Genomic DNA, 25,016 nt, shown 5'->3' with positions numbered 1-25,016 from the left:
ACTGAGCGGCCCCGGAGCGCGCGCCACGCGCTCCGGGGCCCTCGGTTCCTGAGGGGGCGGGACGGCGCACGCGGGTGCGCCTCCCCCTGGCCGGTTCACAACAGCCACCACTAGGCAGGGGAAACCACACCATGCGACAGGGCACCAGAAAGGGCCTGCTCACCATGGCCGCCGCGGGCGGTCTGCTCGCGATGTCAGGGGGGACGGCGTCCGCGGACACGGGCGCCCAGGGCGACAGCGCGCACTCGCCGGGGGTCCTCTCCGGCAACACCTTCCACGCACCCGTGAACGTCACGGTGAACATCTGTGGCAACACCGTCAGCGTGCTCGGGCTGCTCAACCCGGCTGCGGGCAACGGCTGCCCCGGCGGCGCCGGACCCTCGGGCGGCGGCTCCGGCTCCCCTGCGGGGGAGCACGGCGGCAACGGCAGCGCCCACCAGCAGCCCGGCGGGTCCGGACACGGCGGCGGCGACCGCCCGCAGGGCGGCCGCGGTGACCAGGTCACCGGCGGCGGTTCCGGCGGACACGGCGCCCATGCCGGCGGTTCCGCCCACGACTCGCCCGGTGTCGGCTCGGGCAACGACGTCCAGGTGCCGGTGGACGTGCCGGTCAACGTGTGCGGCAACACCGTCGACGTCGTCGGCATCCTCGACCCGGCACACGGCAACGGCTGCGCGAGCCCGGAGGCGCCGGGCCCGGTCGAGCCGGGACACCCGGACGAGCCGGAGAAGCCGGGTGAGCCGGAGCACCCGAGCGAGCCCCAGCAGCCCGAGCACCCCGGCAAACCGGAGGAACCAAACCGGCCGCAGACACCGGAGGAGCCCACCTCACCGGACACCCCGCAGACGCCGGACCAGCCCGGCAGCACCGGCGAGGTGCACGCGGCGTCCCGGCCCGAGCCGGTGCCCAGCGCACCGGCGTCCGCCGCGCCCGAGGCCGCCGGTACCGGCGGAGAGCTGGCCCACACCGGCGCCGGCTCGCAGCTCGGCGTGGCCGCGCCGCTCAGCGCGGGGCTGCTCGTCGGGGGATGTGTGCTCTACCGCCGCTCCCGCGCCGCCGCTCGCCGCTGAGCCCATGCCGCCCCCTCGTCGCCACGCAGGTGGGACGAGGGGGCGGCGCAACGGGGTGTGCGGGGGTGCCGGTCGGGTCGCCCGGTACCGGTGCGCAGTGCCGGCCGCACGGCGACGAGGGAAGGACCCCGGCGCGGGGGTGAGACCGCAGCGCTCGGGGAGCAACCGCAGCACAGGAGAGCGGGGAGCGGGCCGTACGGGACGGGCCGCTCCCCGGCTTCACCAGGTGGCGTGGAGCTGACGGATGATCCGGCGGCGCAACCGCACCCGCCGGCTTCCGTCGGGGTACAGGCGCGTACGGGCCAGCTCCCAGTGCCCGTACTCGGCATGGTCGGTCAGTAGTTGGGTCGCGGCCTTGCGGGACACGCCGCGTGGTACGTACACATCGCGAAATTCGTATTCCGGCATCCCCACCATTGTGCGTGTGGAGCCCGTCTGCCGATAGCGTCTGCACTATGTCTGATGCTGCGCAGCCCACCGCTGCCGACGTACGCGCCGCCGTCGAGGCGGTCAAAGCCGCGCTGGACCGGCATCTGGAGGCCGTCGAGCGCCGCGCGAGCGATGCGGGGACGCCCGCCGGGGAGGGGTCCGGGGCCGGGGCACGCGGCGCGGGTGCGGCGGGTCAGGAGACCTCCGCGCTCGACTCCGCCGTCTACGCCGCGTTCGACGAGCTCGCCGCAGCAGGGGAGACCTACGACGAGCTGCTGTACGAGGTCTACGACGAGGTCACCCCCTTCGAGATTCCCGGCGGCGACACCCTTCCCGCGTACACGGGCCCCGAGACGCCCAGTGCGCTGAGTGTGCTCATCCGCCGGGACTACACCATCGCCGAGCCGCAGCGGATGCTCGCTCAGGCCGAGCGGGTCACCGAGCTGGACCCGGAGTCGGCGGAGGACGAACGGGTCGAGGGCACCTCGGCGGGCGGCAGCGTGCACGCTGCGCTGGGTGTGCTCTTCGGCGAGTACGAGCCGGACGAGATCGCGACCCGGCACAAGGAGTTCGGCCTGGAGGAGGGCGACTCGACCCTCTGGGTCACCGCGGTCGACGAGCCGAGCGAGCCCGGTGAGTGGCTCTCGGCGCCCTTCGAGCAGGCGGACGCGCAGCGCGTGGTGTGCCGCTTCGACGTCAGCTCCGTCTTCGACGAGGACGAGGAGGACCTGCTCGTCGAGACGGAGGACGAGGGCGACGCGTCCGACGAGGAGCCCGGACGCCGGTGATCCACCGGCCCCGCCCTTCCTGACGCAGCCCCCCTGAGCGCGTCACCCGCCGTGGGCGCCCCCCTGTTCCCGGCCCGGGCGCCTGCGCGGGGACGCGCCCTGGCCGAGTCGGGCCCCCGGGGCGACGGCCCGAGGCGGGCCCGGTTCGGGGCTGACGCAGGGTCCGGGCCGCCCGGCGGATCAGCTTCCTCGCAGGGGGAGCTGCGGGGCAACGGCGCGACGGCGTGGGGCCCGCCTATTCGGCGCCGTCCGCAGCCGCGTGCGCGGCTTCCGCCGCACGGGCCGACTCGGTGAGCAGGGTGCGCAGCCGGGTCGTCCGTTCGGGGCCCGGGACGGAGGCGACAGCGCGGGCGAGGGCGTCGCCGGCGCCGTGCACGACCGAGAGGTGACGCTCGCCGCGGGAGAAGGCGGTGTAGACCCACTGCCGCGTCAGCGCCTCCGTGGCGTCGCCCGGCAGCACGACGACGGCGGCGGGGCTGCGGAGGCCCGCCGCCTGGTGGGCCGTCATGGCCCACCCGTGGCGGAGTGTCTCCGGCACCCGCTCGGGCGCGACCGTGACGGTCCGGCCTCCGCAGGTGAGGTGGAGCCCGAGCTCGTCGGCGGAGGTGACCGTGGAAAGCTCGGTCCGGCCCAGGGCGGGGGAGTGGGCGACGCGGTCGCCGGGGTCGAAGCCGGCGAAGCGGCCGGGGCCCGGGTTGAGCCGTTCCTTGAGGGCGGCGTTCAGTGCCCTGGTGCCCGCCGAGCCGCCGTGGCCGACCGTGATGACCTGGGTTTCCTCCGCGGGGATGCCGATGGCGCGGGGCACCGAGTCCGCGACGAGCTGCACGGTGCGGTGCACGGCCTCACCCGCGTCCGCCACCGGAACGATCACCACTTCCTTGCCGGGCGCCTCCACCTGGAGCAGCTCTCCGACGCCGATCCCCGACACCAGCTCGCCGACCGGGCCCGGATCCGGCGTCCGCGAGGCCACCTGCGGGCAGTACCGGGCGGCCATCAGGTCCTTGAACACCTGGCCGGGACCCGCGGAGCCGAGCACGGACGGATCGCCGCTGAGCACCAGCCGGGTGCCGTCCGGCAGCGCTTCCAGGAGCGCCGCGGCCGATTCCGCGTCGAGCTGCGGGGCGTCGCAGACGGCGAGGAGGTCCACCCCCACGGTGCCCTCGGCGTCCCGCTCCGGTCCCTCGGTGCCGGCGAGGAACCCGGCGACCGTGGCGCACCCGGCACCCGGCCTCTCCGCGTCAGGGGCGGGCCCCTCCGCGGGGTGCGTGCCGTCTCCCTCCGGTTGCGCCGCGGTGGTGCCCGCTGGGCCGGAGGCCGCCTCGACCAGCCGTGCCGTGCGGTCCCGGCCCCCTTCCGTATGGGTCAGGAGCCAGGCGCGCAGCCCGAGCCGCCGTGCGGCGACGACCAGTGCGGCGATCTCCGCCCGCGCGGCCTCACCACCCGTATGGGTGACAAGTCCGCTTCCGGCGACCGTCCGCACGAGTTCCTGAGCGGAGGGGGAGGGGGCCGCCTCCGCCGCGGCGGCCCAGTCCCGGGCCGTGGGTTCGTGGGGTGTCTCCGCGGGGGAGAGGGTGCTCGCCATGCGGGCCAGCCCGTCGGCGAGGCTCTCCTCCGCCAAGGCGTACCGGTCCAGTCCGACCAGCATCCGGACGGGGCGTTCCGCTTCCTCCTCGGGCTCCTCCTGGAGGGTCGGCCCCGCGTCCAGTGCGTCCTCGAAGACGAGCACGGCTCCGGCGTCCACGGCCTCGCGGACTGCCTCGTCGGGCTCGGGCACCGCGTGCTGGGCCAGGCCCCGGGCGAGGGCGGCGGGGTCCTGCACCGTGTCACCCCGCAGGGCAGCACGCTCCAGGAGGTGGACGACGAGGGCGACCGCGCGCCGCGGGTCCGAGGGGGCCGCTTCGTCACCGAGCAGGGCACGGGCGAAGCCGTCGGCCTGCTCGGGCCGTACCTGGGGCACCGCCAGAAGCTGCCACGGGTCGGCTCGGAGCACCTCGGCCGCGCCCTCACCGAGGAGCGCGGCCACGGGCCGTCCCAGTGCCTCGGGCGCGCCGCCCTCCGCCAGCAGGGCGGCCACCTCCGGGGAGACGTCCACCGGTCCGCCGCCGGTGCCGCGCTCCGTGCCCGGTTCGCGGCCCTGTCCCGCCCCGGTGGCCCCCGCGGCCGGCGGGGCGGCGCCGGAATCCGTGGCGCCTGCCGCCGGGCCACCTGCCGGCCGGGGGGCGGGCGCGGGCTTGCGGGGTGCGGCGAAGAAGGAGTCGGCGGAGCGCTCGCCGCTCTCCACCGCGCGGACGGCAGCGAGGAGTTCGGCTGTCCGATCGTTGCTCACAGCTCGCTCCAGTCGTGGTCGGGGTAGCGGTGCACGGGTGCCGACACGTCGTCCAGCGCCGCGCGAATTTCTCCGGGAAGACTAAGACCCTCCACTGACAACGCCTCCGCGAGCTGCTGCGACGTCCGCGCGCCGACGACGGGGGCCACCACGCCCGGGCGGTCGCGCACCCACGCCAGCGCCACCTGGAGCGGCGGCAGTGCGAGCCCGTCCGCCGCTATGGCCACCGCGTCCACGACCCGTCCCGCCGTCTCGTCCAGGTACGGCTCGACGAACGGCGCGAGCCGCTCGGAGGCGCCGCGCGAGCCGGCGGGCGGCGGTCCCGGCTGCCGGTACTTGCCGGTGAGCACGCCGCGGCCCAGCGGCGAGGAGGGCAGCAGGCCGATGCCCAGGTCGAGGGCGGCGGGCAGCACCTCCCGCTCGATGCCGCGCTGGAGCAGCGAGTACTCCATCTGGGTACTGGCCAGCCTGTGCCGCGCCCCGGGTGCCGCCGACTGCCAGGTCCCGGCCTTGGCGAGCTGCCAGCCGGAGAAGTTCGACACCCCGGCGTAGCGGGCCCGGCCGCTGTCGACAGCGGTGTCCAGCGCCGCGAGCGTCTCCTCCAGCGGCGTGTACGGGTCCCACGCGTGCACCTGCCACAGGTCGACGTGGTCGGTGCCCAGGCGCTCCAAGGAGGCGTCGAGCGCGGTGAGCAGGTGGCCGCGGGAGCAGTCGAAGCGGCGGTCGGGATCGGGCACGCTCCCGGCCTTGGTGGCGATCACCAGGTCCCGGCGCGGCACCAGGTCGCGCACCATGCGTCCCAGCAGGTACTCGGCCTCCCCGTCGCCGTACACGTCGGCGGTGTCGACGAGGGTGCCGCCCGCCTCCCAGAACGTCTTGAGCTGGTCCATGGCGTTCTGTTCGTGCTCCTCGTAGGAGGTGCCGCGGCCCGTGCGCGCTCCGCCGCTGCCGGGTCCTGGTTCGCCGCCGCCCCGCGCCCAACTGAGGGTGCCCAGTCCGATTCGGGATACGCGCAGGCCAGTGCGGCCGAGGTGCCTTAGCTCCATGGGCGTTGAGCGTAGTTGTGGCGGGCGCTAGAGTCCGAGGGGTCAGGGACATTACTGATCAGTAGGGAGTGGGCGCGGATGGGGATGCGACTGGGCATCAACCTCGGCTACTGGGGTGCCGGGATGGATGCCGACAATCTGGCCGTCGCCAAGGAGGCCGATCGCCTCGGCTACGACGTGTGCTGGGCGGCGGAGGCCTACGGCTCGGACGCGGCCACCGTGCTCGCCTGGGTGGCGGCCCAGACCGAGCGGATCGACGTGGCCTCCGGCATCTTCCAGATCCCGGCCCGGACCCCGACCATGACCGCCATGACGGCCGCCACCCTCGACTCGCTCTCCGGCGGCCGCTTCCGCCTCGGCCTCGGCGTCTCCGGGCCGCAGGTGTCGGAGGGCTGGTACGGGGTGAAGTTCGACAAGCCGCTCGCCCGCACCCGCGAGTACGTCGAGATCATCCGCAAGGCCATGTCGCGCGAGCGGCTGACCCACGACGGTGAGCACTGGACGCTGCCGCTGCCCGGCGGCCCCGGCAAGCCGATCAAGCTGACCGTCCACCCGGAGCGGGAGAGGATCCCCCTCTACATCGCCGCCATCGGGCCGAAGAACCTGGAGCAGACCGGCGAGATCGCCAACGGTGCGCTGCTGGTCTTCTTCTCCCCCGAGCACGCGGAGGAGACCACCCTCCAGCACGTGCGGGCCGGGCGGGCGAAGGCGGGCAGGACGCTGGCGGGCTTCGACGTGTGCCCCACCGTGCCGATGGCGGTCGGGGACGACATCGACGCGCTGGCCGACCTGTTCCGTCCCTACACCGCGCTGTACGTGGGCGGGATGGGCAGCCGCAAGCAGAACTTCTACAACAAGCTCGCGCAGCGCATGGGCTACGAGAAGGAGGCCGCCGAGATCCAGGAGAAGTACCTGGCCGGCGACAAGGAGGGTGCGGCGGCCGCGATTCCGCGCGAGCTGATCGACTCCACCACCCTGATCGGTCCGGTCGAGCGCATCGCCGACCGGATGCAGGCCTACGCGGAGGCCGGGGTGACGACGCTGTCGTTGTCCCCGGCGGGGTTCTCGCTCGAGGAGCGGCTGACGAGTCTGCGGGCGGGCGTGACGGCCCTGGAACGCGCGGGCCTGGCCGCCTGACGCCGACCTGATCTTCCTGGGCGTCACGGGTCCGGCGGTGCGGTGCGCCGGACATGCTTGCGGCCGTGGTGGGGGCTCGGGGTCATCCCCGCCACGGCCGTCACGGGAGACAACGTCCCGGCCGCCGCCCGGTTACGTCGGGGGCCGGTGAATACGCGAGCGGCCAGCCGCGCCTCCTGCATTCGGCGCAGGCAGGGTGCGCATCTGTTGCCCGGACGCCGCCGCGGCATTTGACTCGTTCAGGACGGATGGCGCGCTTTGCGGGGGATATCGGGTACGGAGGTGGCAGCGATGCTCTCGGCCAGGAGTCTGTTCACGGAGATCCTCGACAACGACGAGTCCTTCCGGCTCTTCTGCTCCATCGCCGCCAGCGGCGAAGCGCAGGGCGGGTGGGAGAACGGCCGTATCGCCGCGCTCGTTCCACCGGCCCAGCGCCACCTCGCGCCCAAGGTCGCACGGCACGGCGCCGACGAGGACAAGCACGGCCGGATCTTCATGGCCCTGCTCCACAAGCGGGGCCTGGAAGCGGCCGAGATCCCCGAGGACACCGACTACACGATGATCCTGGAGGGTCTGGGAATCGGCCTGGGCCACGAGAAGCTCCGCCGCGACGAGCCGCTGAGCGAGCGGGACGTCCTCACCTACCTCGCGCACAGCAGGGTCACCGAGCAGCGGGCCGCCGAGGAGATGGCTCTGCTGAAGAAGGTGGCAGGCGACCGGCCGGACATCTCTCGCGCGGTGCGGCTGATCTGCCGGGACGAGGACAACCATCTCGCCTACTGCCACGAGGAGCTGCTGGCCCTCTCCCGGGCCGGGCACGGCCGCGCCATCAGGGCGCTGCTGCGCGAGAGCGCCCTGGCGGAGATCAAGGTCTACCGCGACGTCAGCCTCGCCGTCATGAGCCGCATGGCGCGCATCCTGGGCTGGTCGGGTCTCACGTACGGGCTGATCGCCCTCGGTATCCACGGCCGGTACGGGTACGAGCGGCTGGGCGGCTGGCGCCGGATGGTCCGGCTGCGGATGCCCGAGCGGCGTGACGCGCTGGGCACCGGCACGGCGGGCGCGGCCCCCGAGTTCGCCTGAGCCGCACCAGAACCGGGTCTGCGGCTCACGTGGTTCAGAACCAGTTCCTCCGCTTGAAGATCCGGAAGAGCACCACGCAGATCGCCACCATCAGCAGAATGGTCGCCGGGTAACCCCAGATCCAGTGCAGTTCGGGCATGTGGTCGAAGTTCATGCCGTAGACGCCGGCGATCGCGGTCGGCACGGCGAACATCGCCGCCCAGGCGGAGATCTTGCGCATGTCGTCGTTCTGCCGCACCCCCATCTGGGCCAGATAGGCGGACAGGATGTCCGTCAGCAGCCGGTCGATGGACTCCACCTGCTCGTTGACCCGCGAGAGGTGGTCGGCCACGTCCCGGAAGAACAGGCGCGCGTCCTTGTGCACGAAGGGCACCCCCGCTCCGGTCAGCCGGGCGACGGGGTCGCTCAGCGGCATCGTCGCCCGGCGGAACTCCAGCGCCCTGCGCTTGAAGTCGTAGATCCGCCCGGCCGTGCCCGCACCCACCTTCGCCTCCCGGGCGAAGACCCCGGCCTCCAGCTCGTCCAGGTCCTCGTGCAGCGCGGCGGCGACATCCAGATAGTGGTCGACGACGGTGTCGCTGACCGCGTACATCACCGCTGTCGGGCCGTGCCGCAGCACATCAGGGTCCTCCTCCAGGCGGCGGCGTACCGAGCCCAGCGGGTTGGCCTCGCCGTGCCGGACCGTCAGCACGAAGGAGTCGCCCACGAAGACCATCAGCTCGCCCGTGCGCAGCGTGCCCCGCGACGCGTCGTACGCGACCGGCTTGAGCACCAGGAACAGCGAGTCCGCGTAGACCTCCAGCTTCGGCCGCTGGTGGGCGTGGAGGGAGTCCTCCACCGCCAGCGGATGCAGCCCGAAGGCCCGGTTGACCCGGTCGAACTCGTCCTCCGTCGGCTCGTGCAGGCCGATCCACAAGAACGCGTCGTCCGAGGAGCGGGCGCTTCGCAGCGCGGCGGAGAAGTCCTGGGGCTGCTCCGCGCGCCGCCCGTGGCGGTAGAGCGCGCAATCGACGATCACCTCTTGCATTTTCCCGCGCTGCCGCCGCCGCACAACTCCGCAGCGGTATCCGTGCACCCTCGCTTAGGGTTGCGGCATGCCCACGCTCATCCTCGTACGTCATGGCAGGTCGACCGCCAACACCGACGGGGTGCTGGCAGGCCGCACACCCGGGGTCGCGCTGGACGAAAGCGGTCAGCGGCAGGCCGCGGCGCTGCCCGGGCGGCTCGACGCGCTGCCGCTGGCCGCCGCCGTCAGCAGCCCGCTGCGCCGTTGCCGGGACACCCTCGCCCCGCTGACCGACGCCCGCCCCGGGCTGGCCCTGCACACCGAGGAGCGCATCACCGAGTGCGACTACGGACAGTGGTCGGGCCGCAAGCTGGCCGAACTGAACGACGAGCCCCTCATGACCACCGTGCAGCGCCACCCCTCGGCCGCCACCTTCCCCGGCGGTGAGTCCATGCGCGCCATGCAGCACCGCGCAGTGGAGGCGGTCCGCGACTGGAACGCGCGCATCGAGACCGAGCACGGCCCGGAAGCCGTCTACCTGATGTGTGCGCACGGCGACATCATCAAGGCGATCGTCGCGGACGCGCTCGGCATGCACCTCGACCTCTTCCAGCGCATATCGGTCGGGCCCTGCTCGGCCACTGCCATCACCTACACCCCGCTGCGTCCCTTCCTGCTGCGGCTCGGTGACACCGGGGAGCTCGCCTCCCTCGCGCCGCCGCCGCGCACGGACGAGGAGGGCGGCGCCGAAAAGGGGGCGCAGGGCAACGCGACGGTGGGGGGCAGCGCCTGAGCGCGATGATCGGTACGCACAGTAGGGTGCGGTTGTCCGAAGCCACTCAAGCCGTCGATCCAACGGAGCAGAACGTGTCCCGTCAGGTATTTCTGTACGACCCGCCGGACCGGTTCGTCGCCGGCACCGTCGGGCTGCCTGGCCGCCGCACCTTCTTCCTCCAGGCCACCGGGCAAGGCCGCACCACCAGCGTGGCCCTGGAGAAGGCGCAGGTCGAAGCACTCGCCGAGCGGATCGACGAACTGCTGGACGAGGTGGTGCGCCGCTCGGGCGGCAGCGCCCCGGTCCCCGCCGTGGCCCCCTCGGAGATCGACGACACGGAGCCCTTGGAGTCGCCCGTGGAGGAGGAGTTCCGGGTCGGCACCATGGCGCTGGCCTGGGACGGAGACGGCGAGCGGATGGTGGTCGAGGCGCAGGCCATCGTCGAGCTGGAGCCCGGCGAGGACGAGGACCTCGCCGATGCCGAGGAGCGGCTGCTCCAGGACGACGAGAACGGCCCCCCGATGCTGCGGGTCCGCATCAGCGGCACCATGGCGCGGGCCTTCGCCAAGCGCGCGATGGAGGTCGTCAACGCGGGGCGTCCGCCGTGCCCGCTGTGCAGCCTGCCGCTCGATCCGGAGGGGCACGTGTGCCCGCGCCAGAACGGATACCGCCGCAGCGAATGAGCGGCACGGTATCGCGGGAGAACACGGCGCCGGCCAGCGAGGCCACCCGGCGGCTCCTCGCCCGGGGCACGCTCACGGTCCACGGGCAGATCACGCAGGCCTCGAACGCCGTGCTGTTCGGCACGGTCGAACACGAGGGCGCCGCCCTCGCCTGCGTCTACAAACCGGTGGCGGGCGAGCGCCCGCTGTGGGACTTCCCCGACGGGAACCTCGCTCAGCGTGAGGTCGCGGCCTACGAGGTCTCCCGCGCCACCGGCTGGAACCTGATACCCGCCACCGTGCTGCGCGACGGACCGTACGGGACGGGCATGTGCCAGGCATGGGTGGGAGAACCGCCGGACGCCGAAGAGGCCGAGAACGCCGAGGACGCCGATAATCGGGGCGGCCCCGAGGGTGTCGGGGAGACGGGCCACGGCGCGGGGCAGGCAACGGGAGACACTCCCCGCGGGGAGCGCGGGGACAGCCCCGGGGACCACGGGGACGGGGACGAGAACAAGGACGCAGAGGGCGCAGGGGACGCAGAGGAGCATGCGCCGCTGCTCGCGCTGGTGGACCGGGAGGAGCCGGGCGAGGGCTGGAAAGCGGTCGGTTTCGCCGACGTCGGCGGGGGCCGCACCGCGCTGCTGGTGCACGCGGACGACGCGCGGCTGCGACGGCTCGCGGTCCTCGACGCGGTGATCAACAACGGTGACCGCAAGGGCGGTCACCTGCTGGCCCGGCCGGACGGCGCGCTGTACGCCATCGACCACGGGGTGACCTTCCACGTCGACGACAAGCTGCGCACCCTGCTGTGGGGCTGGGCGGGGGAGGAGCTGACCGGCGAGGCCCTGGCGACGCTGCGCGCCCTCGCCGCCGACCTGGCCGAGGGCGCCCCCCTCGCTGTGCGGCTCGCCGACCTGCTGACCACGGCCGAGGTGGAGGCTGTGCGCAAGCGCGTGGAGGCCCTGCTCAGCGCGGGGATCCATCCGCTGCCCGGCGGCGATTGGCCCGCCATCCCCTGGCCGCCGGTCTGAGCGGAACGTCCCCGAACGGCGTGCATCCGGCCGGATACGGAACACCAGTCCGGGTTAGGCTCAAGGCATGCATGCCTGGCCCGCTTCCGAGGTCCCCGTCCTGCCTGGCCAGGGCCGCGACCTCGACATCCACGACACCGCGACCGGGGGCCGGGTGACCCTCACCCCCGGTCCTGTCGCCCGCCTCTACGTGTGCGGCATCACGCCCTACGACGCCACTCATCTGGGGCACGCGGCGACCTACAACGCGTTCGACCTCGTGCAGCGCGTGTGGCTCGACACCAAGCGGCAGGTTCATTACATACAGAACGTCACCGACGTCGACGACCCCCTCCTGGAGCGGGCCGTCGCCACCGGCACCGACTGGACCGCCCTCGCCGAGCGGGAAACGGCCCTCTTCCGCGAGGACATGACGGCCCTTCGGATGCTGCCCCCGAAGCACTATGTCGGCGCCGTCGAAGCCATCCCGAAGATCGTCCCGCTGGTCGAGCGGCTCCGGGACATGGGCGCTGCCTACGAACTGGAGGGCGACGTCTACTTCTCCGTCGAGGCGGACGCGCACTTCGGCGAGGTCTCGCGGTACGACGCGGAGACGATGCGGCTGCTGTCCGCGGAGCGCGGCGGCGACCCGGAGCGCCCCGGCAAGAAGAACCCGCTCGACCCGATGCTGTGGGTGGCGGCCCGCGAGGGCGAGCCGCACTGGGACGGCGCCTCCCTCGGTCCCGGCCGCCCCGGCTGGCACATCGAGTGCGTGGCCATCGCCCTGGACCACCTGGGCATGTCCTTCGACGTCCAGGGCGGCGGCTCCGACCTGGCCTTCCCGCACCACGAGATGGGCGCCTCGCACGCCCAGGCCCTCACGGGGGAGTACCCCTTCGCCCGCACCTATGTGCACGCGGGGATGGTCGGCCTGGACGGCGAGAAGATGTCCAAGTCCAAGGGCAACCTCGTCTTCGTCTCCGCGCTGCGGCGGGAGGGGGTCGACCCGGCGGCCATCCGGCTCGCCCTGCTGGCCCACCACTACCGCGCCGACTGGGAGTACACCCAGGGCGTCCTGGACGAGGCCACCGCGCGTCTCGCCCGGTGGCGGGACGCCGTCTCGCGGCCGGACGGGCCGCCTGCCGAGGACCTGCTGGAGAGCGTGCGGGTCGCGCTCGCCGACGACCTGGACAGCCCCGCCGCGCTCGCCGCGGTGGACGCCTGGGCCGAGGAGCAGGCCACCCGCGGCGGCACGGACGAGGCAGCGCCGGGGCTGGTGTCCCGCCTGGTCGATGCCCTGTTGGGCGTCGCGCTGTAGAGCCGCACCGGTCGGCGTCACGCTGCGGGACCGCCCGGCGCGCGTGACGCCGACCAGGCCGCCCCCGCCGTCGTGGCGCCGCCGACCGTCGCGGCCCGGGTGGTGCCGGCAAGAGCCGACGCGCCACCCGGGCCGCGCTGTGCCGTGGGGAGTGGCTACTCCTCGCCGTCGTCGTCCGTCTCGCCGGGCTTCGGCGGCTCGCTGCCCGGCTTCGGGTGCGGCGGCTGGCTTCCGGAGTCCCGCCGGAAGGGGGGCGCGCCGGGGGAGGAGCCGCCGTCGGGGGCGTCGTCGCGGTGGCGCAGGTAGCGCTCGAACTCCTTCGCGATGGCCTCCCCCGACGCCTCGGGCAGTTCCGCCGTGTCGCGGGCCTCCTCCAGGGACTGCACGTACTCGGCGACCTCGCTGTCCTCCGCGGCGAGCTGGTCGACCCCGATCTGCCAGGCCCGCGCGTCGTCGGGCAGCTCTCCCATCGGGATGCGCACCCCCAGCAGGTCCTCCAGGCGGTTGAGCAGGGCGAGCGTCGCCTTCGGGTTCGGCGGCTGCGAGACGTAGTGCGGGACGGCGGCCCACAGGCTGGCGGTCGGGACGCCCGCGTGGGTGCAGGCCTCCTGGAGGATGCCGACGATGCCGGTCGGCCCCTCGTACCGCGACTCCTCCAGGTTCATGGTGCGGGCCAGGTCCGGGTCGGAGGTGACCGCGGTGACCGGGACGGGACGGGTGTGCGGGGTGTCGCCGAGCAGGGCGCCCATCACGACGACGAGTTCGACGCCGAGTTCGTGGGCGAAGCCCAGGATCTCGTTGCAGAAGGAGCGCCACCGCATGCTGGGTTCGATGCCGCGTACCAGCACGAGGTCGCGCCGCTTGCCCTTGCCGTCGGCGTCCTCCACGCGGACCACGGACAGCCGCGTGGTGGGCCAGGTGACCTTGCGTACCCCGTCGTCCATGAAGACCTGCGGGCGGTTGACCTGGAAGTCGTAGTAGTCCTCGGCGTCGAGTGCGGCGAAGACCTCGCCCTTCCACTCCTTCTCCAGGTGGGCGACCCCCGCGGAGGCGGCGTCCCCGGCGTCGTTCCAGCCCTCGAACGCGGCCACCATGACTGGGTCGACCAGCTCGGGAACCCCCTCCAGCTCGATCACCCAGCGCCTCCTTAGCTTGCTTCGCCTGCTGCCTTGCTGTGCCCGCGGTGCCGCAGGCCGTGCTGTTCGTGCGGGCCCCAGCCTACGGCGTGACGGTGTCCGGGCCGCAGCCCCCGCACGGTGCCGAACGGCCGCCGCACACCTCTGGACGCACCGCTCGACGGGACGCTATACATCGGATCCGTGAACAGACGTCCGACGTATCGAGTCCCATGAGCCGGAGCGACGCACCCGTGCAACCCGCCGCGCAGTCCGTACCCCGCATCGACGCGCACCACCACCTGTGGAACCCCCGCACTCGCTCGCTCCCGTGGATGGACGGCCCCTGGGCCGACCCGATCCGGCGCACCTGGGCGGAGGAGGACCTGCGTCCGCACCTGCGGGACCACGGCATCACCGCCACCGTCGTGGTCCAGGCCTGCCACTCGACGGGGGAGACGGGCGAACTGCTCGCCCTCAAGGAGCGCTCGGAGAAAGTCGCGGCCGTCGTCGGATGGGCCGACCTGACGGCACCCGGCGGGCCGGAACTCCCCACCGGGCTCGCGGGTGTCCGGCACCAGACGGAGGGGCTCGCCGACCCCGAGTGGCTGTGCCGGCCCGACGTACGGCGGGGCCTGACCGCCCTCGCCCGTGCGGGTCTCGTCTACGAGCTGCTGGTCACCCCGCGGGAGCTGCCGGCGGCGCTGGAGACCGTGCGGGCGCTGCCCGAGCTGCGGTTCGTCCTCGACCACGCGGCCAAACCGCGCGTGGCGTCGGGCGCATGGGAGCCCTGGAGCACGCTGCTGCGCCGGCTCGCCGCTTCGCCCAACGTCGTGTGCAAGCTGTCCGGACTGGTCACCGAGGCCGACTGGCAGGACGGGCGGCGCACACGGATCCTGCCCTACGCGCGGTACGTGCTTGAGGTGTTCGGGCCCGACCGCGTGCTGTTCGGATCCGACTGGCCGGTGTGCACGCTGGCCGCCTCGTACGACCAGGTGGTCGCCCTGGCCGAGGAGGCCACCGCCCACCTCGCACCACAGGAGCGAGCGGCGGTCTTCGGCGGCAACGCGGCACGGGTCTACGGGATCTGAGCGGGCGCGCGCTCACAGTGTCGAGCGCAGCCACTGCTCCACGCTGGCGATGTGCACCGTCGACCAGGAGCGGGCGGCCTCGGTGTCCCGGGCGCGCAGGGCGGCCAGGATCTGCCGGTGCTCGTGCAGCGTGCGGCTGACCGCGTCCTGCTGGGTCAGGCCCCGCCACACCCGGGCGCGGGTCGTCGGCCCGGAGAGGCCTTCCAGCAGCGAGCACAGCACGGAGTTGCCGGAGGCGGTCACGATACGGCGGTGGAACTCCAGGTCGGCGGCGACCAGTTCCTCCACGGACGGCTCGGCTCCCAGCGCGTCGAGCTGAGCCTCCAGCGCGTCGAGCTCCTCCACGGCGATCCGGGAGCCGGCCATCGCGGTGGCGGCAGGCTCCAGGATGCGGCGGACGGCGAGGAACTCCAGCACGGTGTCGTCGCGGTGGAAGTCGACGACGAAGCTCATCGCCTCCAGCAGAAGTTTGGGGTCGAGGCTGGTGACGTAGGTGCCGTCGCCCTGGCGTACGTCCAGAACGCGGATCAGCGCGAGCGCGCGGACCGCCTCGCGCAGCGAGTTGCGGGACAGCCCCAGGTCGGTGGCCAGCTCGCTCTCCTTGGGCAGGCGGTCGCCGGGACCGAGCGCCCCGGAGACGATCATCCCCTTGATCTTCTCGATCGCCTCGTCGGTGACCGCCACACTGCCTCCCCTAGACATCGGATGTCTGTCTCGTTCATTATGACCTCTGCGGCGCACACCAGCCGCGCCGGTGGTCCGCCCTGTCCGCTCCGTCGCCGCGAAATCGACATACAGCGCGGCCCCGAACCGCCTGCGCCGCCGGACACCTGTCCGAAGACGCGTCGGCACCCGTGCCCCCCAACCGCCGCCTCCGCACCCGCAGACCGGCCTCGTCCAGGCACCCGTCCACCCAGCGTGGCCCAGCCGGGCAAGGCGTCGCGCGCGGGGTGCCCCGTCGCGGGCCTGTTCCGCGTCACCTGCCCCGTTCCCCGCGTCGGCCCCCCGGTTGCCCTGTCCATGGCAGGGACAGTGCCACGAACGCCCCCTCGACGAGGCGTCGAGGGGGCGTTCGTGACGGAACTGCCGCACTGGCGTCGGCGGCCGAACGGATCAGCGCTGCTTCAGCAGCTCCTCGATGCGGCCGCGCACCTGCTCGGTGTCCAGGCCCCGGATCATCAGCGTGGTACGGCGGCGGGCCACGTCGTCCGCCGTCTCGGCCCACTCGTGGTCGCGGGCGTAGACGACCTGCGCCCAGATCTCCGGCCCGTCCGGGTGGATGCGCTCGCCCAGCGACGGGTCCTCGTTGACCAGACGGGCGATGTCGAAGGAGAGCGAGCCGTAGTGGGTCGCCAGGTGGCGCGCCGTCAGCGGGTCCATCCGCACGCCGGGTTCGCGGTCCACCAGCAGCCGGTGGGCCACCGCGTTCGGGTTGGCGATCCCGGGCAGCGGCGTGCGCCGCACCAACTCCTTGACGGGGACGCTGTCCTCGGCCAGCGTCCCGCCCGGCAGCTTCTCCAGCTTGTCCATCACCGTGCGCCCGATGTGCCGGTAGGTCGTCCACTTGCCGCCCGCGACCGACAGCATGCCGCCGCGGCCCTCGGTGACGACCGTCTCGCGCTTGGCGGACTCCACGCCGCCGGGGCCGCCCGGCAGCACCCGCAGCCCTGCGAACGCGTACGTCATCAGGTCGCGGTCCAGGTCGGCGTCCTGCACCGAGAAGGCGGCCTCGTCCAGGATCTGCTGGATGTCGGACTCGGTGACCCGCACGTCGGCCGGGTCGCCGGTGTACTCCTCGTCCGTGGTGCCCAGCAGCAGCTGGTCCTCCCACGGCAGTGCGAAGGTGATGCGGTACTTGTCGATCGGGGTGGCCATCGCCGCGCGCCACGGCGACCTGCGCCTGAGCACCAGGTGGGCGCCCTTGGACAGCCGGATGGAGGGCGCCGCACCGCTGTCCTCCATCGTGCGCAGGTGGTCCACCCACGGGCCGGTCGCGTTCAGCACCAGGCGGGCGTCGACGCCGAACTCCGTACCGTCCGTCCGGTCCTTGAGCTCCGCACCGGTGACCCGGCCCCCGGTGAAGCGCAGCCCTGTGACCTCCGCGTGGTTGAGCACCACGGCGCCCGACTCGACCGCGGCGCGGACCGTCATCACGGCCATCCGCGAGTCGTTCATCTGGTGGTCGCCGTAGACCGCGACGGCCTTGAGGTTGTCGGTGCGCAGCGCGGGGTTGTCGGCCGCGGCCTTGGCCGGGGTGATGACCCGGCCGACGCCGTCGCCGAACGCGGACAGCGCCGAGTAGGCGAAGACGCCCGCCCCCAGCTTGGCCGCGCCGTGCGGACCGCCCTTGTAGACGGGCAGGTAGAAGGTGAGCGGGTTGACCAGGTGCGGGGCCACGTCCTTGGCCAGCACCCGCCGCTCGTGGTGGTTCTCCGCGACGAGCTTGACCGCGCCGGTCTGCAGGTACCGCAGTCCGCCGTGCACCAGCTTCGAGGACGCGGAGGAGGTGGCGCCGGCGAAGTCACCGGCGTCCACCATCGCGACCCGCAGCCCCGACTGCGCGGCATGCCAGGCGACCGAGGTCCCCAGGATGCCGCCGCCTATGACCAGCAGGTCGTACGTCGCGTTCGCGAGCAGCCCTCTGGTCTCTGCGCGGCCAGGGTTGCTGCCGGCAGTCGGGTGCGTCCCGAGGGTGGGGACGCTCTGCAGGGTGTTCATTGCTCTCAGTTCTCCTCTTCGATCCAGCCCATGGTCCGCTCGACGGCCTTGAGCCAGTTCCGGTACTCCCGCTCACGCGTGTCCGCGTCCATGCGGGGGGTCCATTCCGCGGCGCGCTTCCAGTTGGCCCGCAACTCGTCGGTGTCCGACCAGAAGCCGACGGCCAGACCGGCCGCGTACGCCGCGCCGAGACAGGTCGTCTCGGCCACCATCGGACGGACGACCGGGGCGTCCAGCGCGTCCGAAATGCTCTGCATCAGCAGGTTGTTGGCGGTCATGCCGCCGTCCACCTTCAGCGACGCCAGCTCGACGTCGGAGTCCTTCTGCATGGCGTCGACGATCTCCCGCGTCTGCCACGCCGTGGCCTCCAGCACCGCGCGTGCCAGGTGCGCCTTGGTGACGTAGCGGGTCAGGCCGGCGATGACACCGCGCGCGTCGGAGCGCCAGTACGGGGCGAACAGCCCGGAGAAGGCCGGCACGAAGTAGGCGCCGCCGTTGTCCTCCACCGAGCTGGCCAGCGTCTCGATCTCCGCGGCGCTGTTGATCAGCCCCATCTGGTCGCGCATCCACTGCACCAGCGAACCGGTGACCGCGATGGAGCCCTCCAGCGCGAAGACCGGCTCCTGGTCGCCGATGCGGTAGCCGACGGTGGTGAGCAGCCCGTTGTAGGAGTTGACCGGCTGGTGGCCGGTGTTCATCAGCAGGAAGGTGCCGGTGCCGTAGGTGGACTTGGCCTCGCCCTCGGCGAAGCAGGTCTGGCCGAACAGCGCCGCCTGCTGGTCACCCAGCGCCGAGGCGACGGGCAGCCCCGCCAGGTCCCCGGTGGCCTCGCCGTACACCTCGGCGGAGGAGCGGATCTCCGGCAGCATCGCCATGGGGATGCCTATGGACGCGCAGATCTTCTCGTCCCAGCTCATGGTGTGCAGGTTCATCAGCAGGGTGCGGGAGGCGTTGGTGACGTCGGTGACGTGCTTGCCGCCGTCGGGGCCGCCGGTCAGGTTCCAGATGACCCACGAGTCCATGGTGCCGAACAGGATCTCGCCGTTCTCGGCCCGCTCGCGCAGCCCCTCGACGTGGTCCAGCAGCCACCGGATCTTCGGCCCCGCGAAGTAGGAGGCCAGCGGCAGTCCCGTCTCGCGCCGGAAGCGGTCCTGGCCGACGTTGCGGCCCAGCTCCTTGCAGAGCGCGTCGGTACGGGTGTCCTGCCAGACGATGGCGTTGTGCACCGGCTTGCCGGTGGCCTTCTCCCACAGCAGGGTCGTCTCGCGCTGGTTGGTGATGCCGAGCGCCAGTACGTCCTGCTTGGTGATCCCGGCCCTGTCCATCGCGCCGCTCACGACCTGCTGCACGTTCGCCCAGATCTCGGCCGCGTCGTGCTCGACCCAGCCCGGCTTCGGCAGGATCTGCTCGTGCTCCTTCTGGTCGACCGCGACGATGCGGCCGTCCTTGTCGAAGACGATGCAGCGGCTGGAGGTGGTGCCCTGGTCGATCGCCGCGATGAAGGGGCCGCCGCCGTGCGCGGAGGCGTGGGTCTCGTGGGTGTCGCTCATGGTGTGTGTGCTCCGATGCGTCGTTGTGTCGGTCGGCCTCTCGGTGTCCGGGCGCACCCGCTATCCCCAGGCGACGTTGTAGAGGCCGGCGGCGATGGCGGCGCCTGCCAGCGGGCCCACGATGGGGACCCAGGCGTAGCTCCAATCGCTGCCGCCCTTGTTCGGCAGCGGCAGCACGGCGTGGACGATGCGCGGACCCAGGTCACGGACCGGGTTGATCGCGTAGCCGGTCGGGCCACCGAGGGAGAGACCGATACCGACGACGACGAGCGCGGTGATCATCGCGCCCAGGGTGCTCAGGCCCTTGCCGTTGGCGCTGAGGCCCTGGGTGAGGATCGCGAAGATCAGCACGAAGGTGGCGATCAGCTCGGTGAGGAAGTTCAGGAACGGGTGGCGCACCTCGGGGGAGGTGAAGAAGACGCCGTGCACCGGACCGGGGTTGGCGTCCTTCAGCTCGACGGCGTCCGGCTCACGGAGAGTGACCTGGAACTGGCTGTAGTACGCGAGCCAGACCAGCACCGCGCCGAGCATGGCGCCGAGCAGCTCGCTGCCCATGTAGACCGGGACGTCACCCCAGCCGATGTCACCCTTGATCGCGAGTGCCAGGGTGACCGCCGGGTTCAGGTGTGCACCGGAGGGCTGGGCGATGTAGGCGCCCGTGAGAACCGCGAAGCCCCAGCCGAAGGCGACGGCCACCCAGCCGGCCTCGAACGCCTTGGAGCGCTTCAGATTGACGGCGGCACAGACGCCGCCACCGAGGAGGACCAGCACCATCGTGCCCGTGACCTCGCTCGCGAAGATATCGGAGCTGGACACCCGCGACTCCTTTGTCCTGTTGTCCTTGGGGGCACCTCCCTGCCGGTGACCGGGGGAGGGTAGGCGGGCCGGGTCTGGTAAGCGTCCGGTGTTCGACAATGTCGACCGCCGAACGGCAACTTTTCTCCTTCGCGAAGGTCCCGTCAAGGGTCTGTGACGGATGACTCCTGCCTGTCATCCTGCGCGTACTCGGCGCAGACGGCACGTCGAGCGGTGCCGCCGTTCGTGCCTGCCGGCCGCCCGCTTCAGAAACGCCGGGCACCCAGATCGCGCGAGACCGCCCGCGCCGTGTCCCGTACGGCCGCCACCAGCAGCGGACGCAGCTCCTCCCCCTCGCACACCCGCTCCACGGCGCCGGTGACGCCCACCGCGCCCACCGGCATCCGGCGGCGGTCGTGGATGGGGGCCGCCACCGAGGCCAGCCCGTCCCAGGTCTCCTCCACATCGGACGCCCAGCCGCGTGACCTGGTCAGCTCCAGCACCGCCTCCAGGCCCTTCTCGCCGGTCACCGTCCGCTCCGTGAACGCCTGCCGCTCGCCCTCCAGCGCCTCGCTGAGCGCCACCGGGTCGTAGGCCGTGAGCACCTTGCCCAGCGCGGTGCTGTGCAGCGGCTGCATGGCGCCGACCTCCAGCACCTGGCGGCTGTCGTCCGGGCGGAAGACGTGGTGCACGATCAGCACGCCCTGCTGGTGCAGGACACCCAGATAGACGCTCTCGCCGCTGGAGCGCGCCAGATCGTCGGTCCACACCAGAGCGCGGGCCCGCAGCTCGTGGACGTCCAGGTAGCTGTTGCCCAGCCGGAGCAGCTCGGCGCCGAGCTGGTACCGCCCGGTGACGGGTTCCTGCTCGACGAAGCCCTCCTGCTGGAGCGTGCGGATCAGGCCGTGGGCGGTGCCCTTGGCGAGGTCGAGCGCGGAGGCGATCTCGGAGAGTCCGAGACGCCGCTCGCCGCCCGCCAGCAGGCGCAGCACGGCTGCCGCCCGCTCCAGCGACTGGATGGTCCGGGCCATCGGGTCCTCCCTGACCTGTCCGTTCCGTCATTCGACAATGCCGAACGGTATCGCTTCATGCCGACTCCCCGGTAGTCGGCCTCATCCCCACACCCTGCCCCCGGCCCCCGCACCGGACCACGAGGAACCCACCTGAGCTGCATGCCGTCCCGCCACCTGTGCCCCACCGAGCGTGCCCGGGGCGCAACCGCGAGGCCGCGCGAGGGCCGCCTCCGGCTGCGCCGCGAAACCGGTCGGCCCCGCGCTCCGGAAGCCGCGCGGGGCCGCACCGGAGTGCGCCGCACCCCCGGGCCGGAGCCGTCCCCCGTGGGCCGCCGGCGGGGAGGGCGGGGGTGCCGGCGAGGGGGCTCGGAGGTGTCCGAGGGCCGGAATGGCGACCTGCACTCTTGCGTCGGCCCGCTACGCTGACCGGGTGCGCTGCCTCACCGGCGCGCAAAGCCGACAGCCGTCGCAACCCAGGGAGCCTCTTCCATGGCCTCGAGTTCGAAGTCGCCGAGCAGCACGTCCGCATCCTCGACCCCCACCCGGGCCGATGCCCTTCGCCAGGCACTGGCCTCGCGCGTGGTCGTCGCCGACGGGGCGATGGGGACGATGATCCAGGCGCAGGACCCGACGCTGGAGGATTTCCAGCAGCTCGAAGGCTGCAACGAGATCCTGAACGTGACCCGCCCCGACATCATCCGATCGGTCCATCAGGAGTACTTCGCCGCCGGCGTGGACTGCGTGGAGACCAACACCTTCGGCGCCAACCACGCAGCGCTGGGGGAGTACGAGATCACCGACCGCATCTTCGAGCTCTCGGAGAAGGGCGTCGCAATCGCCCGCGAGGTCGCCGACGAGTTCGAGGCCGGGGACGGCCGTATGCGCTGGGTGCTGGGCTCCATGGGCCCGGGCACCAAGCTGCCCACCCTCGGGCACGCTCCCTACGCCACACTGCGGGACGCCTACCAGCGCAACGCCGAGGGCATGATCGCCGGCGGTGCCGACGCGCTGCTGGTGGAGACCACCCAGGACCTGCTGCAGACCAAGGCGTCCGTCATCGGCGCCCGCCGCGCCATGGAGACGGCGGGTGTGAGCCTGCCGCTGCTGTGCTCGGTCACCGTGGAGACGACCGGCACCATGCTGCTGGGCTCGGAGATCGGCGCGGCCCTCACCGCGCTGGAGCCGCTGGGCATCGACATGATCGGCCTGAACTGCGCGACGGGTCCGGCCGAGATGAGCGAGCACCTGCGCTACCTGGCCCAGCACGCCAGGGTCCCGCTCTCGTGCATGCCGAACGCCGGTCTGCCGGTGCTGGGCAAGGACGGGGCGAGCTACCCGCTCACGCCGGGTGAGCTGGCGGACGCCCACGACACCTTCGTCCGCGACTACGGCCTCTCCCTGGTGGGCGGCTGCTGCGGTACGACACCGGAGCACCTGCGCCAGCTCGTGGAGCGGGTCCGCGGCGTGGAGCAGAGCGCCCGCAGCCCGCAGCCGGAGCCGGCGGCGGCCTCCCTCTACCAGGCGGTGCCCTTCCGCCAGGACACCTCCTACCTGGCCATCGGTGAGCGCACCAACGCCAACGGGTCGAAGAAGTTCCGCGAGGCCATGCTGGAGGGCCGCTGGGACGACTGCGTGGAGCTGGCCCGCGAGCAGATCCGCGAGGGCGCCCACATGCTCGACCTGTGCGTCGACTACGTGGGCCGGGACGGCGTGGCCGACATGACGGAGCTGGCCGGCCGGCTGGCGACCGCCTCGACACTGCCGATCGTGCTGGACTCGACCGAGATCGGCGTCCTCCAGGCCGGTCTGGAGAAGCTGGGCGGCCGCGCCGTCATCAACTCCGTCAACTACGAGGACGGCGACGGCCCCGAGTCGCGCTTCGCGAAGGTCACCAAGCTGGCGGCCGAGCACGGCGCGGCCCTCATCGCACTCACCATCGACGAGGAGGGCCAGGCCCGCACCGCCGAGCACAAGGTCGCCATCGCCGAACGCCTCATCGACGACCTGACCGGCAACTACGGCATCCATGAGTCGGACATCCTCATCGACGTGCTGACCTTCACCATCTGTACCGGTCAGGAGGAGTCCCGCAAGGACGGCGTCCACACCATCGAGGCCATCCGCCGGCTCAAGCAGCGGCACCCCGAGGTGCAGACGACCCTCGGTCTGTCGAACATCTCCTTCGGCCTCAATCCGGCCGCCCGCATCGTGCTCAACTCGGTCTTCCTCGACGAGTGCGTCAAGGCGGGCCTGGACTCCGCGATCGTGCACGCCAGCAAGATCCTGCCGATCGCCCGGTTCGACGACGAGCAGGTCGAGACCGCCCGTGACCTGGTCTACGACCGGCGCCGGGAGGGCTACGACCCGCTCCAGAAGCTGATGGCGCTGTTCGAGGGCGCCACCGCCAAGTCGATGAAGGCGGGCAAGGCCGAGGAACTGGCTGCGCTGCCGCTGGAGGAGCGTCTCCAGCACCGGATCATCGACGGCGAGCGCAACGGCCTGGAGCCGGACCTGGACGCCGCCCTGGAGGAGCGTCCGGCGCTCGACATCGTCAACGACACGCTGCTGGCCGGCATGAAGGTCGTCGGTGAGCTGTTCGGCTCCGGGCAGATGCAGCTTCCGTTCGTGCTCCAGTCGGCCGAGGTGATGAAGGCCGCGGTCGCCCACCTGGAGCCGCACATGGAGAAGTCCGAGGACGCCGAGGGCAAGGGCACCATCGTGCTGGCCACGGTGCGCGGCGACGTGCACGACATCGGCAAGAACCTGGTGGACATCATCCTGTCCAACAACGGCTACCAGGTCGTCAACCTGGGCATCAAGCAGCCGGTGGGCGCCATCCTGGACGCCGCCGCCGAACACAAGGCGGACGTGATCGGCATGTCCGGGCTGCTGGTGAAGTCCACGGTGATCATGAAGGAGAACCTGGAGGAGCTGAACCAGCGGAAGATGGCCGACGACTTCCCGGTCATCCTGGGCGGCGCGGCGCTCACCCGCGCCTACGTCGAGCAGGATCTGCACGAGATCTACGAGGGCGAGGTCCGCTACGCCAAGGACGCCTTCGAGGGGCTGAGCCTCATGGACGCCCTGATGGACGTCAAGCGGGGCGTGCCCGGCGCCAAGCTGCCCGAGCTCAAGCAGCGTCGGGTGGCCAAGCGGGATCTGGACATCCCCGAGCCGGAGGCCAACGACGGCTCGGTCCGCTCGGACGTCGCCGTGGACAATCCCGTCCCCGAGCCGCCCTTCTGGGGCACTCGCGTGGTCAAGGGCATCGGCCAGCACGACTACGCCTCCTGGGTCGACGAGGGCGCGCTCTTCAAGGGCCAGTGGGGTCTGAAGGAGTCGCGCAAGGGGGACGGGCCCTCCTACGAGGAGCTGGTGGAGACCGAGGGCCGGCCGCGGCTGCGCGGCTGGCTGGAGCGGCTGCAGACGGAGAACCTGCTGGAGGCGGCCGTGGTCTACGGCTACTTCCCCTGCTACTCCAAGGGCGACGACCTGATCCTGCTGGACGAGCAGGGCAACGAGCGCACCCGCTTCACCTTCCCCCGCCAGCGGCGCGGCCGGCGGCTGTGCCTGGCCGACTTCTTCCGCCCGGAGGACTCGGGCACCACGGACGTCGTCGGCCTCCAGGTCGTCACGGTCGGCTCGAAGATCGGTGAGAAGACCGCCGAGCTGTTCGCGGCGGACGCCTACCGCGACTACCTGGAGCTGCACGGGCTCTCCGTCCAGCTGGCGGAGGCGCTCGCCGAGTACTGGCACGCGCGGGTCCGCGGCGAGCTGGGCTACGCGGGCGACGACCCGAGCGAGATGCAGGGCATGTTCGACCTGAAGTACCGCGGAGCGCGCTTCTCGCTCGGCTACGGGGCCTGCCCCAACCTGGAGGACCGGGCCAAGATCGCCGAGCTGCTGCGGCCCGAGCGGATCGGCGTCGAGCTGTCGGAGGAGTTCCAGCTCCACCCCGAGCAGTCGACCGACGCGATCGTGCTGCACCACCCCGAGGCGAAGTACTTCAACGCCCGCTGAGCGGTCACGTCGTAGACTGATCGGTCCGGTACAGGCCGGTCGTCCCCTTCCGCCGGGTGCG

At 72.4% G+C, this 25,016-nt stretch carries 20 protein-coding genes; 10 read left to right on the top strand and 10 right to left on the bottom strand.

The annotated features are described in order from the left end of the window. The first annotated feature begins 131 nt into the window (after positions 1–131). Positions 132–1,070, top strand: a complete 939-nt coding sequence (locus tag H297_RS0111930; protein ID WP_027737238.1) for a chaplin family protein — start codon at positions 132–134, stop codon at positions 1,068–1,070. Positions 1,071–1,289: 219 nt separating this feature from the next. On the opposite strand, the gene H297_RS35910 is transcribed toward H297_RS0111930, so the two are convergent. Continuing rightward, entirely contained in the window at positions 1,290–1,478 is a 189-nt protein-coding gene (locus H297_RS35910; RefSeq protein WP_037793764.1) for a DUF5703 family protein, read from the bottom strand. Positions 1,479–1,525: 47 nt separating this feature from the next. Between H297_RS35910 and H297_RS0111920 the strand changes: the two genes are divergently transcribed. Continuing rightward, positions 1,526–2,287, top strand: coding sequence for a hypothetical protein (locus tag H297_RS0111920; RefSeq protein WP_027737237.1), 762 nt, complete (start codon positions 1,526–1,528; stop codon positions 2,285–2,287). A gap of 235 nt (positions 2,288–2,522) precedes the next feature. Here H297_RS0111920 and H297_RS0111915 read toward each other — a convergent pair whose 3' ends face one another. Continuing rightward, positions 2,523–4,613: a helix-hairpin-helix domain-containing protein gene (locus H297_RS0111915; protein WP_027737236.1), complete on the bottom strand. Its 2,091-nt coding sequence runs from the start codon at positions 4,611–4,613 to the stop codon at positions 2,523–2,525. Next, complete coding sequence (locus tag H297_RS0111910) at positions 4,610–5,659, bottom strand: aldo/keto reductase (RefSeq protein WP_027737235.1); 1,050 nt, start codon at positions 5,657–5,659, stop codon at positions 4,610–4,612. The genes H297_RS0111915 and H297_RS0111910 overlap by 4 nt, the downstream gene beginning before the upstream one ends. 84 nt (positions 5,660–5,743) lie before the next feature. On the opposite strand from H297_RS0111910, the gene H297_RS0111905 reads away from it, so the two are divergent. Both H297_RS0111905 and H297_RS0111900 read left to right on the top strand, forming a co-directional pair. After that, positions 5,744–6,796, top strand: coding sequence for an LLM class F420-dependent oxidoreductase (locus H297_RS0111905; RefSeq protein ID WP_027737234.1), 1,053 nt, complete (start codon positions 5,744–5,746; stop codon positions 6,794–6,796). Positions 6,797–7,087: 291 nt separating this feature from the next. Then, complete coding sequence (locus tag H297_RS0111900) at positions 7,088–7,879, top strand: hypothetical protein (RefSeq protein ID WP_027737233.1); 792 nt, start codon at positions 7,088–7,090, stop codon at positions 7,877–7,879. 34 nt (positions 7,880–7,913) lie between these two features. Here H297_RS0111900 and corA read toward each other — a convergent pair whose 3' ends face one another. Then, complete coding sequence (gene corA, locus H297_RS0111895) at positions 7,914–8,906, bottom strand: magnesium/cobalt transporter CorA (RefSeq protein ID WP_027737232.1); 993 nt, start codon at positions 8,904–8,906, stop codon at positions 7,914–7,916. Between the two features lie 67 nt (positions 8,907–8,973). Here corA and H297_RS0111890 point away from each other — a divergent pair, with 67 nt between their 5' ends. The 4 genes from H297_RS0111890 to mshC all read left to right on the top strand — a co-directional run bounded on the left by H297_RS0111890 (position 8,974) and on the right by mshC (position 12,653). Further along, complete coding sequence (locus H297_RS0111890) at positions 8,974–9,678, top strand: histidine phosphatase family protein (protein WP_027737231.1); 705 nt, start codon at positions 8,974–8,976, stop codon at positions 9,676–9,678. 74 nt (positions 9,679–9,752) lie between these two features. After that, positions 9,753–10,343: a DUF3090 domain-containing protein gene (locus tag H297_RS0111885; protein WP_027737230.1), complete on the top strand. Its 591-nt coding sequence runs from the start codon at positions 9,753–9,755 to the stop codon at positions 10,341–10,343. Next, a complete protein-coding gene (locus tag H297_RS0111880; RefSeq protein WP_027737229.1) occupies positions 10,340–11,356 on the top strand; it encodes an SCO1664 family protein in 1,017 nt (338 codons plus the stop codon). Before H297_RS0111885 ends, H297_RS0111880 begins: the two co-directional genes overlap by 4 nt. Positions 11,357–11,423: 67 nt before the next feature. Then, positions 11,424–12,653 (top strand): cysteine--1-D-myo-inosityl 2-amino-2-deoxy-alpha-D-glucopyranoside ligase, encoded by a 1,230-nt coding sequence (gene mshC, locus H297_RS0111875; RefSeq protein ID WP_027737228.1) that lies wholly within the window; start codon positions 11,424–11,426, stop codon positions 12,651–12,653. A 155-nt stretch (positions 12,654–12,808) separates the two neighbouring features. On the opposite strand, the gene H297_RS0111870 is transcribed toward mshC, so the two are convergent. Beyond that, positions 12,809–13,789, bottom strand: coding sequence for a PAC2 family protein (locus tag H297_RS0111870; RefSeq protein WP_027737227.1), 981 nt, complete (start codon positions 13,787–13,789; stop codon positions 12,809–12,811). Positions 13,790–14,001: 212 nt separating this feature from the next. On the opposite strand from H297_RS0111870, the gene H297_RS0111865 reads away from it, so the two are divergent. After that, the gene (locus H297_RS0111865) at positions 14,002–14,859 is read left to right on the top strand and encodes an amidohydrolase family protein (protein WP_051351757.1); all 858 of its coding nucleotides are present in this window, start codon (positions 14,002–14,004) and stop codon (positions 14,857–14,859) included. 12 nt (positions 14,860–14,871) lie between these two features. Here the strand turns inward: H297_RS0111865 and H297_RS0111860 are convergent, their stop codons facing one another. The 5 genes from H297_RS0111860 to H297_RS0111840 form a co-directional block, all read right to left on the bottom strand. Continuing rightward, positions 14,872–15,543 (bottom strand): FadR/GntR family transcriptional regulator, encoded by a 672-nt coding sequence (locus tag H297_RS0111860; RefSeq protein WP_027737225.1) that lies wholly within the window; start codon positions 15,541–15,543, stop codon positions 14,872–14,874. 429 nt (positions 15,544–15,972) lie between these two features. Beyond that, on the bottom strand, positions 15,973–17,577 hold the full coding sequence (locus tag H297_RS0111855) for a glycerol-3-phosphate dehydrogenase/oxidase (RefSeq protein WP_027737224.1): 1,605 nt from the start codon (positions 17,575–17,577) through the stop codon (positions 15,973–15,975). 5 nt (positions 17,578–17,582) lie between these two features. Continuing rightward, the gene (gene glpK, locus H297_RS0111850) at positions 17,583–19,127 is read right to left on the bottom strand and encodes a glycerol kinase GlpK (RefSeq protein WP_027737223.1); all 1,545 of its coding nucleotides are present in this window, start codon (positions 19,125–19,127) and stop codon (positions 17,583–17,585) included. Between the two features lie 60 nt (positions 19,128–19,187). After that, a complete protein-coding gene (locus H297_RS0111845; RefSeq protein WP_027737222.1) occupies positions 19,188–19,943 on the bottom strand; it encodes an MIP/aquaporin family protein in 756 nt (251 codons plus the stop codon). Positions 19,944–20,188: 245 nt separating this feature from the next. After that, on the bottom strand, positions 20,189–20,953 hold the full coding sequence (locus tag H297_RS0111840; protein ID WP_027737221.1) for an IclR family transcriptional regulator: 765 nt from the start codon (positions 20,951–20,953) through the stop codon (positions 20,189–20,191). 471 nt (positions 20,954–21,424) lie between these two features. Between H297_RS0111840 and metH the strand changes: the two genes are divergently transcribed. Next, positions 21,425–24,955, top strand: a complete 3,531-nt coding sequence (gene metH, locus H297_RS0111835) for a methionine synthase (RefSeq protein WP_027737220.1) — start codon at positions 21,425–21,427, stop codon at positions 24,953–24,955. The last annotated feature ends 61 nt before the right edge of the window (positions 24,956–25,016 follow it).

Source organism: Streptomyces sp. CNT360 (assembly GCF_000424785.1).
This window is presented reverse-complemented; position numbering and strand designations above follow the sequence as displayed.